The organism is Citrobacter europaeus, assembly GCF_037482245.1.
GTDB lineage: Bacteria > Pseudomonadota > Gammaproteobacteria > Enterobacterales > Enterobacteriaceae > Citrobacter > Citrobacter europaeus.
On record NZ_CP148084.1, the window covers coordinates 2,772,720 to 2,785,814 of the forward strand.

Consider the following 13,095-nt stretch of genomic DNA (forward strand, 5'->3'; position numbering starts at 1 on the left):
AGATGCAGCCCTCCTTCAGCGGAGGGCCATTTTGCACTCAGTGGCAAACGCTGGGTAAGAGCAGTGTATCTACCTCGCTAAAAGCAACCGAAGGGAAAAGGGTTCCCTGCATCACCCAAACACCAGCAGCGCCTGCCTCGTCGATAAGCCGTGCTGTTTCCACGCCCTCCACTGCAATACGGTCGCAATATTCACGAATGTTTTTCATTAGCACCGGGAACATTGGTTTTTCAACCTGCTCCAGGAAGAAACCACGATCCAGCTTCACAACGTCAAAACGACCGCACACCAGCGGACTGGCACCAATGCTACCGGAACCCAGATCGCCCAGCCATAATGCGTTTGGGCCGTCGCGAAGTGAATTAATCAGTAGATTATTCAGACACACGGTATTCGTCAGAAAACGTTCTGAAAGTTCCAGTGCCACAAATGGCATTGCATGTAATGCCGATTTGACGATCGGGTCTCCAATCGCCAGTAGCGCCATTTCATCAATAAGGTTCAGAGTACAGAAAAGGTTGTGGCTTTCAAACCAGTCACGTTTTTCGGCAATTAATCGAATTTGCTCGAGCATGAAATGACGTTTTTGTTCGCTATTCCACGCTGAAATGATGAACTCCGGATGTAACGGAGAAACCGTATCTGAAGCAAACCGGGCGCTCATCTCAACTCCCAGTAACGTATCAGTTGTGTCTCTCATCGGTTCCGCGATGAAATGATAGTGCATAAGACCACTCCAATTGATCATAACTTCCTGATAATGCACTTTTAATCACAATCAATCAATAATATCGATCAATGTATCAATATCGATCGATAAAAACAATATATCATAAAGAACTGAATCTGGTCATATTTTTTGTTTTAAGAAAGTTCCTACCTTGCTATGTTTATAAACATAAGCTAGCAGTTAATAATACCATTGAGATGCCTTTAAAGCCTTGTATTTTCTCCATCCTTCCGCGCTTGTATGATCCTCATATGTCATGGGTAGTGATTGTCACTGCGGGCTGATTACTCTTCTACAAGGAACAAAGAGTGGGATATAATTGCAGCCCATTTCGGGCAAGCTTGAAATTGTGATCATAACTCATTGATTGCTAAAAATAAGCAATGACCATAAGGATTAAAACTATGGGTTTCCTTTCCGGTAAGCGTATTCTGGTAACGGGTCTTGCCAGCAAACTTTCTATCGCCTGGGGTATCGCTCAGGCAATGCATCGCGAAGGCGCTGAACTGGCTTTCACATACCAGAACGACAAACTAAAAGTCCGCGTGGAAGAATTTGCAGCTCAACTGGGTTCCAGCATCGTACTGCAGTGTGATGTGGCGGAAGACGCCAGCATTGATGCAATGTTTTCGGAACTAAGCAAAGCCTGGCCGAAATTCGATGGTTTCGTTCACTCAATTGGATTCGCGCCCGCTGACCAACTGGATGGCGACTACGTGAATGCAGTCACCCGCGAAGGCTTCAAAATTGCTCATGACATTAGCGCTTACAGCTTTGTAGCGATGGCAAAGGCCTGCCGTTCCATGCTGAATCCAGGCTCTGCGCTGCTGACGCTATCCTATTTAGGCGCTGAGCGCGCCATCCCTAATTACAATGTGATGGGCCTGGCGAAAGCCTCTCTGGAAGCGAACGTTCGCTACATGGCTAATGCGATGGGTCCTGAAGGCGTGCGTGTGAACGCTATTTCCGCAGGTCCTATCCGGACACTTGCCGCTTCCGGCATTAAAGATTTCCGTAAAATGCTGGCGCATTGTGAAGCGGTTACGCCGATTCGCCGCACTGTGACCATTGAAGATGTGGGTAACTCCGCGGCATTCCTGTGCTCCGATCTCGCTGCCGGCATCTCTGGTGAAGTCGTTCACGTCGATGGTGGCTTCAGCATCGCGGCTATGAACGAGCTGGAACTGAAATAATCGTAAGTCCTCAATGGGCGGAATTAAGCCGCCCATGACTCTTCTCAACCCGCCGCTATATATGCTTTTCTGATATTTATTATCACGTAACAATCTTTCATCCCCTCTTCTGCTTACGTCAGGATATTGCAGCGCAAACGATCCGGCGTAGTGGTATGACGACGTGTCCGGGTCGCCACTTTTTAGACCAAGGACCGCCCATGGAACAACGCCGAATTGAAGGCAAAAGCCACTGGTATCATGAGACGCAATCCAGCACGTATCCGCAAGATGTTTTACCGCTGGTGCCGGAAGCCGCTCATGTCGACGACAGCTTTTTACTGGATCTGGCGATACCTGATGACGCCCTTTTGCCTTTTCAATCCTGGTTAACTCCTGCCCGTAAACTTGCCCAGATCCTCTTCCCGGCTCATGTAAACCAGGATCAGATGCACACATTCAGTGCCTATGAACGGATGAGTACAGCCTTAACTGTCGCTCAGGTGTATGGCGTCCAGCGATTATGTAATCACTATGCCGCACGTTTAACACCGCTTCCTGGGCCGGACTCCTCACGGGAGAGTAACCATCGACTGGCGCAAATCACCCAATATGCGCGTCAACTTGCCAGCTCTCCTGCCGTGATAGGTGCACGCGATCGCCAGCACCTGGATGCTGTCGGGCTGACCACCAGCGATACCATTTTGATGAATCAAATTATCGGATTCGTCGGTTTTCAGGCCCGTATCGTAGCCCTGTTTCAGGCCTGGTCCGGACATCCGGTACGCCGAATTCCGGGACTGGATATACAGCAATTCGCTCACGCTGCGCCATTTAATGCAACAAACACAACCTGGCACGCTGCACCATTCCCGATAGAAAAACATCCTGGTCTTGATGAGGCGGCGACCAGACGTTATCCCAATGAACTGCAAGCTCTGGCGCCATTACTGATTCATTCACCGGTCATTTTGGATTTACTTGCGACGCTTATTTCCAGTACCCGGCGCAGCGCTGTACCGGCGCGGGCATTTTCTCTGACGGCGCTAATGACGTCACGGATTAACGGCAGCGTGGCCTGCTTTAATGAACATACTCACACAGCAAATGAATTAGCCGAGGTCATCGCCCTGCTTCGCCTGGATGAGCGTGAATTACAGCGTTGGGAACAACGACATCCGGTTGAGCGCGTCACCCTGCAGGCGGTACAATGGCTAACCCGAGCGCCTGACCGCTTTAGCGCCGCGCTGTTAACTCCCTTGTTCGATCAGGACACCTCCTCTGAACAAGCGATTAACCTGCTGGCCTGGAGCGGATTGTGCGGATGGTTGAATCGCTTGAAAATCGCGCTGGGCGAGACTTGTTAACCGATCCACTTACTGAAAGAGCGCTTGCCGCAACTGATAGAATCGCGTAAAACTGTCAGCCGCTCTTTTAGCCACGAAAATAGACAATTATGCTTCAGGACAACCCGCTGCTAGCGCAGCTTAAACAGCAACTGCATTCCCAGACGCCACGTGCTGAAGGGGTGGTAAAAGCCACGGAAAAAGGCTTTGGCTTCCTGGAAGTCGATGCACAAAAAAGCTATTTCATTCCGCCCCCGCAGATGAAAAAAGTCATGCATGGCGACCGTATAGTAGCGGTTATCCATACAGAAAAAGATCGTGAATCTGCCGAGCCGGAAGAACTGATCGAACCCTTCCTGACGCGCTTCGTGGGTAAAGTTCAGGGCAAAAATGACCGCCTGGCGATTGTGCCAGATCATCCGTTACTGAAAGATGCTATCCCTTGCCGTGCCGCCCGCGGCGTCGAGCATGAATTTAAAGAAGGTGATTGGGCCGTAGCTGAAATGCGCCGCCACCCGCTGAAAGGCGATCGCACCTTCTATGCCGAGTTAACCCAATTTATCACGTTTGCTGATGACCACTTTGTTCCGTGGTGGGTCACGCTGGCACGCCATAATCTCGAAAAAGAAGCACCGGACGGTGTGGCAACTGAGATGCTGGATGAAGGTCTGGTTCGTGAGGACTTAACCGCCCTCAACTTTGTCACTATCGACAGCGCCAGCACCGAAGATATGGACGATGCGCTGTATGCTGAAGAACTGGCCGACGGCAAACTGCAATTAACTGTCGCCATTGCCGATCCTACCGCCTGGATTGCAGAAGGCAGCAAACTGGATAAAACGGCAAAAATTCGCGCGTTTACTAACTATCTGCCGGGATTCAATATCCCGATGCTGCCACGTGAACTGTCTGACGATTTGTGCTCTCTGCGTGCAAACGTTGAGCGTCCGGTTCTGGCATGTCGGATGACCATCACCGCGGATGGCGCGATTGAAGACAACATCACGTTCTTCGCAGCAACGATTGAGTCGAAAGCGAAGTTGGTCTACGACAACGTCTCCGACTGGCTGGAAGGCGCAGGCGACTGGCAGCCTGAAAACGACGCGATTGCTGAACAAATCCGCCTGCTGCACCGTATTTGCCTGAGTCGTGGTGAGTGGCGTCATAATCATGCACTGGTGTTTAAAGATCGCCCGGATTACCGTTTCGTTCTGGGTGAAAAAGGCGAAGTGCTGGACATCGTCGCAGAGCCACGCCGCATCGCAAACCGTATCGTGGAAGAATCCATGATTGCGGCGAACATTTGTGCCGCCCGCGTGCTTCGCGACAAGCTGGGCTTCGGTATTTATAACGTCCATATGGGATTTGACCCCGCTAACGCCGACGCTCTGGCCGCGCTGTTGAAAACCCATGGTATGCACGTGGATGCCGAAGAGGTCCTGACGCTGGAAGGTTTCTGCAAACTGCGCCGCGAACTGGATGCGCAGCCTTCTGGTTTCCTCGACAGTCGAATTCGCCGCTTCCAGTCTTACGCTGAAATAAGTATCGAGCCAGGTCCGCACTTTGGGCTGGGTCTGGAGGCTTATGCCACCTGGACATCTCCTATTCGTAAGTATGGCGATATGATCAACCACCGCCTGCTTAAGGCCGTCATCAAAGGTGAAAACATCGCCCGCCCTCAGGATGATACCACCGTGCAAATGGCGGAACGTCGTCGCCTGAACCGGATGGCTGAGCGTGATGTTGGTGACTGGTTATACGCCCGTTTCCTGAGCGACAAAGCCGGGACCGATACCCGCTTTGCCGCCGAGATCATTGACGTCAGCCGTGGCGGCATGCGTGTGCGTTTAATTGATAATGGCGCTGTTGCATTTATTCCTGCCCCGTTCCTGCACGCCGTTCGTGACGAACTGGTATGCAGCCAGGAAAGCGGCACTGTACAAATTAAAGGTGAAGTGGTTTACAAAGTCACGGATGTGATTGACGTAACTATCGCCGAAGTGCGGATGGAAACCCGCAGCGTTATCGCACGTCCCGCCATGTAAAATGTCGTAATCCAGCGACCTTTCTCATTTTGTGAAAGGTCGTTTTCTTTTTTCCGCCCAAATTCCCACCAGGCACTACACTTCTTTCAATCGGTCAAAATTATTTTTTTACTATTTTCAGTTCCGTTTGCTTTGCTTTTTACGGATTCTGGATTACACATAAATATATAAAAAAAACAATACGTTCAGCCATAATCACCCTGAATGAATCATGGCTACCCTTACTTTTGAGGCTCTATGCGCTTTAAACGGGATAGTACACATCATGAAAGACGTCCGGGAGCTGGTTACGTTGTATAGCTATGTGGGCACTCATAACCCCTACTGGCGTTTGTCAGAGGATTGCAACATCCTGCATTTCTCTATCGACGAAACGTCAGGCGCCGATCAGACCATCGAGTTATCACCTGAACAAGCCGATCGCATTCGCGAGATGACGGTGATTACGTCAAGTCTGTTAATGACGTTGCCCATTGAAGATGATGACATACCAGTGCATCTGGTCGGTCGAAAAATCAATAAACGCGAATGGGCCGGAAGCGCATCCGCCTGGGATGACACCCCTTCCGTCGCCCGCGACCTGGCTCACGGGCTCTCTTTTGCCGAACAGGTCGTTTCTGAAGCCAATTCCGTTATTGTCATTCTTGACCGGATGGGCAACATTCAGCGGTTTAATCGCCTGTGTGAAGAGTACACTGGCCTCAAAGAACGTGAAGTTATTGGCCAAAGTGTATTCACATTATTTATGAGTCGACGTGAGGCTGCGGCTTCACGGCGCAATATCGAGGTCTTTTTCCGCGAAGGTAATTCGTATGAGGTTGAGCGCTGGGTGAAAACCTGCAAAGGCCAGCGTCTGTTTCTGTTTCGCAATAAATTTGTGCATAACGGTAGCGGCAAGAACGAAATATTTCTGATCTGTTCCGGGACCGATATCACTGAAGAACGCCGCGCGCAGGAGCGACTGCGGGTGTTGGCAAATACCGACTCCATCACAGGCTTACCTAACCGCAACGCAATTCATGAACTGATCGGCAATGCGATTGAGAACGCAGGCGATACGCAGGTCGGGATTGTGTACCTCGATCTGGATAACTTCAAAAAGGTAAACGATGCCTACGGGCATATGTTTGGCGATCAATTATTACAAAGCGTATCGCTGGCAATCCTCAGTTGTCTCGACGACAACCAGATACTGGCGCGGTTTGGCGGCGATGAATTCATTGTCCTGGCCACCGAAACATCCCAGGGCACACTGGAAGCTACCGCATCACGCATTCTGACGCGCCTGCGCCAGCCATTTCGCATCGGCCTGATTGAAATCTATACCGGATGCTCTATTGGTATTTCCCTCGCCCCTCAGCATGGTCAGGACTGCGAGAGCGTCATTCGTAATGCGGATACAGCCATGTACACCGCAAAAGAAGGCGGTCGCGGACAGTTTTGTGTTTTCTCTCCGGAAATGAATCAGCGCGTATTTGAATATCTGTGGCTGGATACCAATCTGCGTAAGGCGCTGGAAAACGATCAGTTGGTTATCCATTATCAGCCAAAGATAACCTGGCGCGGTGAAGTGCGTAGTCTGGAGGCGCTGGTACGCTGGCAGTCCCCGGAACGTGGCCTCATTCCCCCACTGGAGTTTATCTCCTACGCCGAGGAATCGGGGCTCATCGTCCCGCTGGGTCGTTGGGTTATTCTCGACGTAGTGCGCCAGGTCGCGAAATGGCGCGCCAAGGGCATAAACCTGCGCGTGGCGGTAAACGTTTCTGCCCGCCAGCTCGCCGACCAGACGCTTTTTACCGCACTGAAGCAGGTACTTCAGGAACTCAACTTTGAGTATTGCCCCATCGATGTTGAATTAACGGAAAGCAGCCTGATTGAAAATGAACAACTGGCGTTGTCCGTTATTCAGCAATTTAGCCAGTTGGGAGCGCAAATCCATTTGGATGATTTTGGTACCGGTTATTCGTCGCTGTCGCAACTGGCCCGCTTCCCGCTGGATGCAATTAAACTGGATCAGACCTTTGTCCGAGATGTACACAAGCAATCCATTTCACAGTCGCTGGTGCGAGCCATTGTTGCAGTAGCACAGGCGCTCAACCTGCAGGTGATTGCTGAAGGCGTGGAAAGCGCGAAAGAGGATGCGTTTCTGACCAAAAATGGCGTCAATGAGCGTCAGGGGTTTTTATTCGCTAAACCAATGCCAGCAGCCGCATTTGAACGTTGGTATCGCCGACATCTGAGTAAAAAATTGCGTTAATGTAGAGAAATTATACGTAGTGAATAGCCATAAATGGACATTACATGGAGATCTTATCTGCATGTAATCACAGAATATATAATATTCTCCAATCGTTCAGGTTAATACTATTTTTCCCTTCTCTTTTGCCATGAAATTCTGCATCATGAAATTCAAACTCTATTGCCATTAGGATGATGACCATGTCTGATATCGACGCTCAGCGTCTGGCCGAACGTATTGATACCGTGCTGGATATCCTCGTTGCAGGTGATTACCACTCAGCCATCCATAACCTTGAAATTCTGAAGGCTGAACTGTTAAACACTGTCAAAGAAGATACCGAATCTTTGGCGAAAAAGCCTAAGGCTCCGTGGGAGATCTGATGACATCGCACTTTTGATGTCGCTGCTATCAGCAAACTGCGGATAATGCAGTTTCCGTTTAATTTCCGATACGATATCGCTATAAAATTAATACTATGAATTCCCGACAACAATCTATTTTGCAGATGGTGACCGACAAAGGTCAGATGAGCGTCGCCGATCTGGCAAAACTCACCGGCGTATCAGAAGTGACGATCCGACAGGATCTGAACACGCTGGAAAAACAGAGTTATTTACGCCGAGCGCACGGCTTTGCTGTTTCATTGAACAGCGATGATGTTGAAACACGCATGATGACCAATTTCACCCTGAAGCGTGAGCTGGCTGAATTCGCCGCATCGCTGGTAAGCCCAGGCGAGTCCGTGTTCATTGAAAACGGCAGCAGCAATGCGCTTCTGGCCAGAACATTGGCTGAGCAAAAGGATGTCACCATTATCACTGTGAGCAGCTACATTGCCCATCTGCTGAAAGAAACCTCCTGCGAGGTAATTCTTCTCGGTGGAATTTACCAGAAAAAAAGCGAGAGTATGGTCGGCCCTTTAACTCGCCAGTTTATCCAGCAGGTACACTTCAGCAAGGCCTTTATCGGCATTGATGGCTGGCAAGCAGACACCGGCTTTACCGGACGCGACATGATGCGTTCTGACGTGGTTAACGCAGTGCTGGAAAAAGGCGCAGAAGTCATTGTGCTAACCGACAGCTCAAAATTCGAAGCCATCCACCCTTACACGTTGGGTCCGTTAGAGCGATTCAGCCGTGTAGTGACGGACTCCAGACTCAGTGCCAGCGTGCAAATGCAGCTCGAGCATTCAGGATTGACCGTCAATATCATTGATGCCCACGCATAAAATCTTCAGCAGATGATTTGTCAGCAGGCAAATCATCTCCTCTCTGAGAGTTATCTGACAGTCCAATTAAGACTTTTTACCTGTCGTTAACAGGATAAAGTCGTAAAATTAATGTTAGCGATATAACAGGAACGAACATCCAACTTCAGGATAGTGTTTGTAATGCCTTCGCTACACGGTTTCACGGAAATATCTTCTATAGTCTTAATTTAGCGCTATTCTTAAAGAACACTGGATTCCGTGAATCAATAATTCAGGAGAAAGTATTATGTTAGTAACGAGCAAAAAAATGACCGCCGCCATTCTGGCAATTACTCTGGCAATGTCTCTGAGTGCCTGCTCTAACTGGTCCAAACGAGACCGTAACACCGCTATCGGCGCTGGTGCGGGTGCAGTGGGTGGCGCAGTCCTGACTGATGGCAGTGCGCTGGGTACGCTGGGTGGTGCTGCAGTAGGTGGTATAATTGGCCACCAGGTGGGTAAATAATCTACGGCTGAACGGCTCGATATAATAATACGTTTACTTTTTCAGGTCTGCATTATTAAAAAGCCACGGATTTTTTCCGTGGCTTTTTTTATTAACCGCCTGCCAGTTTAACCTTCATTCCTTTGGCTTCCAGCAACGATTTAATCAGGTCGCGTTTATCACCCTGTATTTCAATCACACCGTCTTTTACCGCCCCACCGCACCCACACTTTTTCTTCAGTTCAGCGGCTAATTTGGTCAGTTCGGCATCGTCTTGATCAAGACCGGTAATCAGACACACGCCCTTACCTTTGCGGCCACTGGTCTGGCGCTGGATACGCACAATGCCATCGCCTTTTGGACGCTCAGGCGCCGTTTTCGGTTCATCAATACGCCCGGAGTCGGTTGAATAGACCAGACGAGAGTTTGAGTCGTTCATTTACGCACCTCGTTTCAGGGAGGCGTTGATCATCTTCAGCGTCTGCGCGGGATCCGCAGACTGCGTGACCGGACGACCAATCACCATGTAATCCACACCGGCTAACTGCGCCTGCTCCGGCGTCATAATACGACGCTGATCGCCCGCCTCGCTACCTTCCGGACGAATCCCTGGCGTCACCAGCTTAAATGCCTGACCAAACGCCTGCTTGAATCGCACCGCTTCCTGCGCTGAACACACAACCCCGTCCAGACCACAATTTTGAGTTAAGCGCGCCAGTCTCTCAGCATGCTCTGCAGGTGACAACGTCACGCCAAGATCGGCGAGGTCGCTGGCTTCCATACTGGTCAGAACCGTTACCGCAATCAGCAGCGGCGCGTCCTTGCCAAAAGGGAGTAAGGCTTCACGGGCTGCGGTCATCATACGTGCCCCGCCAGAGGCATGAACGTTAACCATCCACACACCAAGATCGGCTGCGGCTGCAACGGCATGCGCGGTGGTATTGGGAATATCATGAAATTTCAAATCAAGAAAGACATCAAAGCCACGCTGTTGTAAATCGCGAACCATCTGAGGTCCAAAAAGCGTGAACATCTCTTTGCCCACTTTCAAACGGCAATCACGAGGATCAATTCTGTCGACAAAAGCTAATGCTTTATCACGATTGGAATAATCGAGAGCGACAACGACAGGAGAATCAGTAACAGCACGAGAAGAAGATGAAGCAGTAAACGTCATGACCAGACCTTCTTGAGGATGGGCGCCTCCGGCGGCGCGAAATGGGTAAACGGCGTGCATTCTACCTGCGGTAATAGAAAATTAACAGGCGCGATTACATTTCTGCCAGGCGAAACTGGCAGCGGAGGTGAAGGATGGATCTATTAAATATAACTAGTATGTTGTAACTAAAGTGAGGTTTTTTTAAAAATTACAGCCCATCAAGTCCGCGAATGGGCTTAATGCTTGACCATGAACGGCAAGATGGGCAATGCCAGTACAGCGTATACGCGGTAAAACCACACTTCTGGCAGCGGTAGCGCGGCTTGCTGCGTACCTGCTCCCCGACCATATCGCGCAGAACCATCAGGCTTTCTTTGGCACGCCCTTCTTCTGCTTCGTTGAGATGGTAATCCATCAGTTTGTGGAACACGCGCATCGTAGGATGGCGTTGCAACTGCCGAGTGATATAAACCTGAGCTGTCTCAGCACCCTCACGCGCTTCAAGAATATCAGCCAGCATCAGTTCGGCGGCGGCGCCAGTATTCTCCTCAACGGCCCGACGCAAAAACTCCACCCACTCATCGTTTTTCCCCAGATGCTGGTAGCAGCTTTGCAGCATTTCCAGCGTTTCACTGACCAGTTCTTTATCCTGGGAAATCACCCGCTGTAGGCTTTCAACTGCCTTTGCGTAATCACCTTTCTCCATATACACGCGCCCCATCATGATGGATACCCGCGCACTGTTTTTATCTGCCGCTGCGCCTTTTTTCAACAGCGTCATGGCGCGATCCAAATCGTCGCTACCCATTTGCTGTAGGGCCAGTTCGCAATAGAAGTGGGCTATCTCATTACGCTGCTTGTCTTTACCAAGCTTCACCAGACGCTCCGCGACATCAATGGCTTTTTGCCATTCGCTGGTGGCCTGATAAATTTGCAACAGCTGCTGTAATGCGCCGACGCGAAAATCAGTTTCATCGGTCAGCTGATTGAACATGTCTTCAGCGCGGTCATACAAACCCGCGGCCATGTAGTCGCGTCCCAGTTGTTGCACGGCCAGTAAACGCTGCTCGTAGGTCAGCGAGGCACTTTCCATTAGCGTTTGATGGATGCGGATTGCGCGATCGACTTCACCGCGAGAGCGAAACAGGTTTCCGAGGGTGAGATGAGCCTCAACGGTGCCTGTGTCCTCTTTTAGCATATCAAGGAACAGATCCACCGCTTTGTCTTGTTGGTTGCTCAGGAGGAAGTTAACCCCGGCGACATAGTCACGGGAAAGACGGTTAGCTTCATCCTGCTTGTTTTGTTGCGCACTTCTGCGACCCATATACCACCCATAGGCAGCGGCTACAGGTAAAAGCAGAAACAACAACTCCAACATAAATAATTATTCCTTCACAACCGACGAATCGGCAGAAACCGCAACGTCGGTCGCAGGCGCAAGCTGGTTTTCCAGTCGTTTGATTTTACGTTCGGCGCGCGCAAGAGACACACGAACCTTCAGCCAGAAAAGGCCGCAAATTAACCAACCAATCGCAAAACCTGCGGCAAACAATACAGCAAGCAGCGTAGAGATACGATACTCACCCTGAGCCAGCAGGTAATTAAACGTAACCTGTTGATCGTTTTGCGCGCCTAATGTCACCGAAATAACAAAAATCGCCAACACCAGTAAGAAAATGAGTAAATATTTCACATTACTTCCCGTTATGTGGTTTGAGCGAATAAATCGTGTCCAACTTACCGCATTGAGCCCTTTAAATTACCATTTTCACAACGAGTGCGAAACGGAAAAGCGCTTTCCACTTTCTGATTTAAGGGCAAAATTTGAAAAATCAATCATCGCTAGCTTTCTTGTTCTCGCTGCGCAATTTCTTTTTTCTCCTGTACTGGCGGTGTTAATGGCCCGCATACCCGCTGCGCAAGCCACGTCGCCAACGTCACCAGCAGCCACGAAATCAGCGTTGCCACCACCAAATCACGGGGCCAGTGCATGCCTAACAGCAAGCGGCTACCCATAACGCCGGTGGCCCAGGTCAGCAAAAACACAATTGTCAGCGTACGTCTGCGCGGCCATAACAATCCTACTGCCAGTAAAGCCCAACTGGCGGCAAACATCGTATGCCCGGATGGAAAAGCGAACCCCGTTTCTTTTTGCCAGTGCTTGCGTAAAAACGTTGGAATATCCTGCTGTTCTGCCAATTGTTCTTTGACTAAGTGCCCACGATCTTTACGTTTTAAAGTGTAGAACTCATCAACCGGAATATGGTGCGTTTTTTCCAGCCACATGACAAAAGGTCGCGGCTCTTGCACCCTGTCTTTGACCCAGGACTTCACGCCCTGCCCGACTAAAATCGCTGCCGCCAGAATAGCAAACAACATCACTGCGGCTTTCAGACGAAAGCGCAGGCACCACAGAAACCATGCGCAGAGAACAACATGAGTGATAATTCCCCACGGCTGCGTCACCGTTTCCGTTACCCAGTACAAGGACTTTAACCACCAGACATTGTGTCCCGGCTGCCAGCTCCAGCCAGATACCCATACGGCAACCGGCATGATAAGTAGTAGTCCAGCCCCAACTGCGGTGCGCTTTGCAATAGAAAGCATTGCCTCTCCTTTCGTCGATAAGTCTCACAATCATAACTGAAAATTGCGCATGCCGGGAAAATTGACAATTTTGTGCCATTCCAAAAGCGAATCCTTGGTC

13 protein-coding genes are annotated in these 13,095 nt (G+C 50.1%); 7 read left to right on the top strand and 6 right to left on the bottom strand.

The window, feature by feature from the left end:
• Positions 1-37 precede the first annotated feature (37 nt).
• Entirely contained in the window at positions 38-727 is a 690-nt protein-coding gene (locus WHR59_RS13060; RefSeq protein WP_043016163.1) for an EAL domain-containing protein, read from the bottom strand.
• Between the two features lie 407 nt (positions 728-1,134).
• On the opposite strand from WHR59_RS13060, the gene fabI reads away from it, so the two are divergent.
• The 7 genes from fabI (at position 1,135) to osmB (ending at position 9,250) form a co-directional block, all read left to right on the top strand.
• The gene (gene fabI, locus WHR59_RS13065; RefSeq protein ID WP_043016162.1) at positions 1,135-1,923 is read left to right on the top strand and encodes an enoyl-ACP reductase FabI; all 789 of its coding nucleotides are present in this window, start codon (positions 1,135-1,137) and stop codon (positions 1,921-1,923) included.
• Between the two features lie 200 nt (positions 1,924-2,123).
• Positions 2,124-3,269: a CMD domain-containing protein gene (locus WHR59_RS13070; RefSeq protein WP_338843125.1), complete on the top strand. Its 1,146-nt coding sequence runs from the start codon at positions 2,124-2,126 to the stop codon at positions 3,267-3,269.
• Positions 3,270-3,358: 89 nt separating this feature from the next.
• Positions 3,359-5,293 (top strand): exoribonuclease II, encoded by a 1,935-nt coding sequence (locus WHR59_RS13075; RefSeq protein ID WP_047410868.1) that lies wholly within the window; start codon positions 3,359-3,361, stop codon positions 5,291-5,293.
• 265 nt (positions 5,294-5,558) lie between these two features.
• Positions 5,559-7,550 carry a cyclic di-GMP phosphodiesterase gene (pdeR, locus tag WHR59_RS13080; protein WP_043016159.1) on the top strand — a complete coding sequence of 664 codons (1,992 nt, stop codon included), beginning with the start codon at positions 5,559-5,561 and terminating at the stop codon, positions 7,548-7,550.
• A 182-nt stretch (positions 7,551-7,732) separates the two neighbouring features.
• Positions 7,733-7,915, top strand: a complete 183-nt coding sequence (locus tag WHR59_RS13085) for a hypothetical protein (protein ID WP_047410865.1) — start codon at positions 7,733-7,735, stop codon at positions 7,913-7,915.
• A gap of 95 nt (positions 7,916-8,010) precedes the next feature.
• The gene (locus tag WHR59_RS13090) at positions 8,011-8,763 is read left to right on the top strand and encodes a DNA-binding transcriptional regulator YciT (protein ID WP_043016157.1); all 753 of its coding nucleotides are present in this window, start codon (positions 8,011-8,013) and stop codon (positions 8,761-8,763) included.
• Between the two features lie 268 nt (positions 8,764-9,031).
• The gene (gene osmB, locus WHR59_RS13095) at positions 9,032-9,250 is read left to right on the top strand and encodes an osmotically-inducible lipoprotein OsmB (RefSeq protein ID WP_043016156.1); all 219 of its coding nucleotides are present in this window, start codon (positions 9,032-9,034) and stop codon (positions 9,248-9,250) included.
• Positions 9,251-9,341: 91 nt separating this feature from the next.
• On the opposite strand, the gene yciH is transcribed toward osmB, so the two are convergent.
• From yciH to pgpB, 5 genes are all read right to left on the bottom strand, one after another.
• Positions 9,342-9,668: a stress response translation initiation inhibitor YciH gene (gene yciH, locus WHR59_RS13100; RefSeq protein WP_043016155.1), complete on the bottom strand. Its 327-nt coding sequence runs from the start codon at positions 9,666-9,668 to the stop codon at positions 9,342-9,344.
• A complete protein-coding gene (pyrF, locus tag WHR59_RS13105) occupies positions 9,669-10,406 on the bottom strand; it encodes an orotidine-5'-phosphate decarboxylase (RefSeq protein WP_105179604.1) in 738 nt (245 codons plus the stop codon).
• A gap of 190 nt (positions 10,407-10,596) precedes the next feature.
• Positions 10,597-11,766, bottom strand: a complete 1,170-nt coding sequence (gene lapB, locus WHR59_RS13110; RefSeq protein WP_043016153.1) for a lipopolysaccharide assembly protein LapB — start codon at positions 11,764-11,766, stop codon at positions 10,597-10,599.
• 6 nt (positions 11,767-11,772) lie between these two features.
• On the bottom strand, positions 11,773-12,081 hold the full coding sequence (locus tag WHR59_RS13115) for a LapA family protein (RefSeq protein WP_006684318.1): 309 nt from the start codon (positions 12,079-12,081) through the stop codon (positions 11,773-11,775).
• 149 nt (positions 12,082-12,230) lie between these two features.
• Entirely contained in the window at positions 12,231-12,995 is a 765-nt protein-coding gene (gene pgpB / locus WHR59_RS13120; RefSeq protein ID WP_043016152.1) for a phosphatidylglycerophosphatase B, read from the bottom strand.
• Positions 12,996-13,095 lie beyond the last annotated feature (100 nt).

Excerpts from the sequence above, each read along its gene's own strand:
- pdeR (WP_043016159.1), top strand. The coding sequence starts at position 5,559 with ATGAAAGACGTCCGGGAGCTGGTTACGTTGTATAGCTATGTGGGCACT.
- WHR59_RS13090 (WP_043016157.1), top strand. The coding sequence starts at position 8,011 with ATGAATTCCCGACAACAATCTATTTTGCAGATGGTGACCGACAAAGGT.
- WHR59_RS13085 (WP_047410865.1), top strand. The coding sequence starts at position 7,733 with ATGTCTGATATCGACGCTCAGCGTCTGGCCGAACGTATTGATACCGTG.
- pgpB (WP_043016152.1), bottom strand. The coding sequence starts at position 12,995 with ATGCTTTCTATTGCAAAGCGCACCGCAGTTGGGGCTGGACTACTACTT.
- fabI (WP_043016162.1), top strand. The coding sequence starts at position 1,135 with ATGGGTTTCCTTTCCGGTAAGCGTATTCTGGTAACGGGTCTTGCCAGC.
- pyrF (WP_105179604.1), bottom strand. The coding sequence starts at position 10,406 with ATGACGTTTACTGCTTCATCTTCTTCTCGTGCTGTTACTGATTCTCCT.
- WHR59_RS13070 (WP_338843125.1), top strand. The coding sequence starts at position 2,124 with ATGGAACAACGCCGAATTGAAGGCAAAAGCCACTGGTATCATGAGACG.
- WHR59_RS13075 (WP_047410868.1), top strand. The coding sequence starts at position 3,359 with ATGCTTCAGGACAACCCGCTGCTAGCGCAGCTTAAACAGCAACTGCAT.
- lapB (WP_043016153.1), bottom strand. The coding sequence starts at position 11,766 with ATGTTGGAGTTGTTGTTTCTGCTTTTACCTGTAGCCGCTGCCTATGGG.
- yciH (WP_043016155.1), bottom strand. The coding sequence starts at position 9,668 with ATGAACGACTCAAACTCTCGTCTGGTCTATTCAACCGACTCCGGGCGT.
- WHR59_RS13060 (WP_043016163.1), bottom strand. The coding sequence starts at position 727 with ATGCACTATCATTTCATCGCGGAACCGATGAGAGACACAACTGATACG.
- osmB (WP_043016156.1), top strand. The coding sequence starts at position 9,032 with ATGTTAGTAACGAGCAAAAAAATGACCGCCGCCATTCTGGCAATTACT.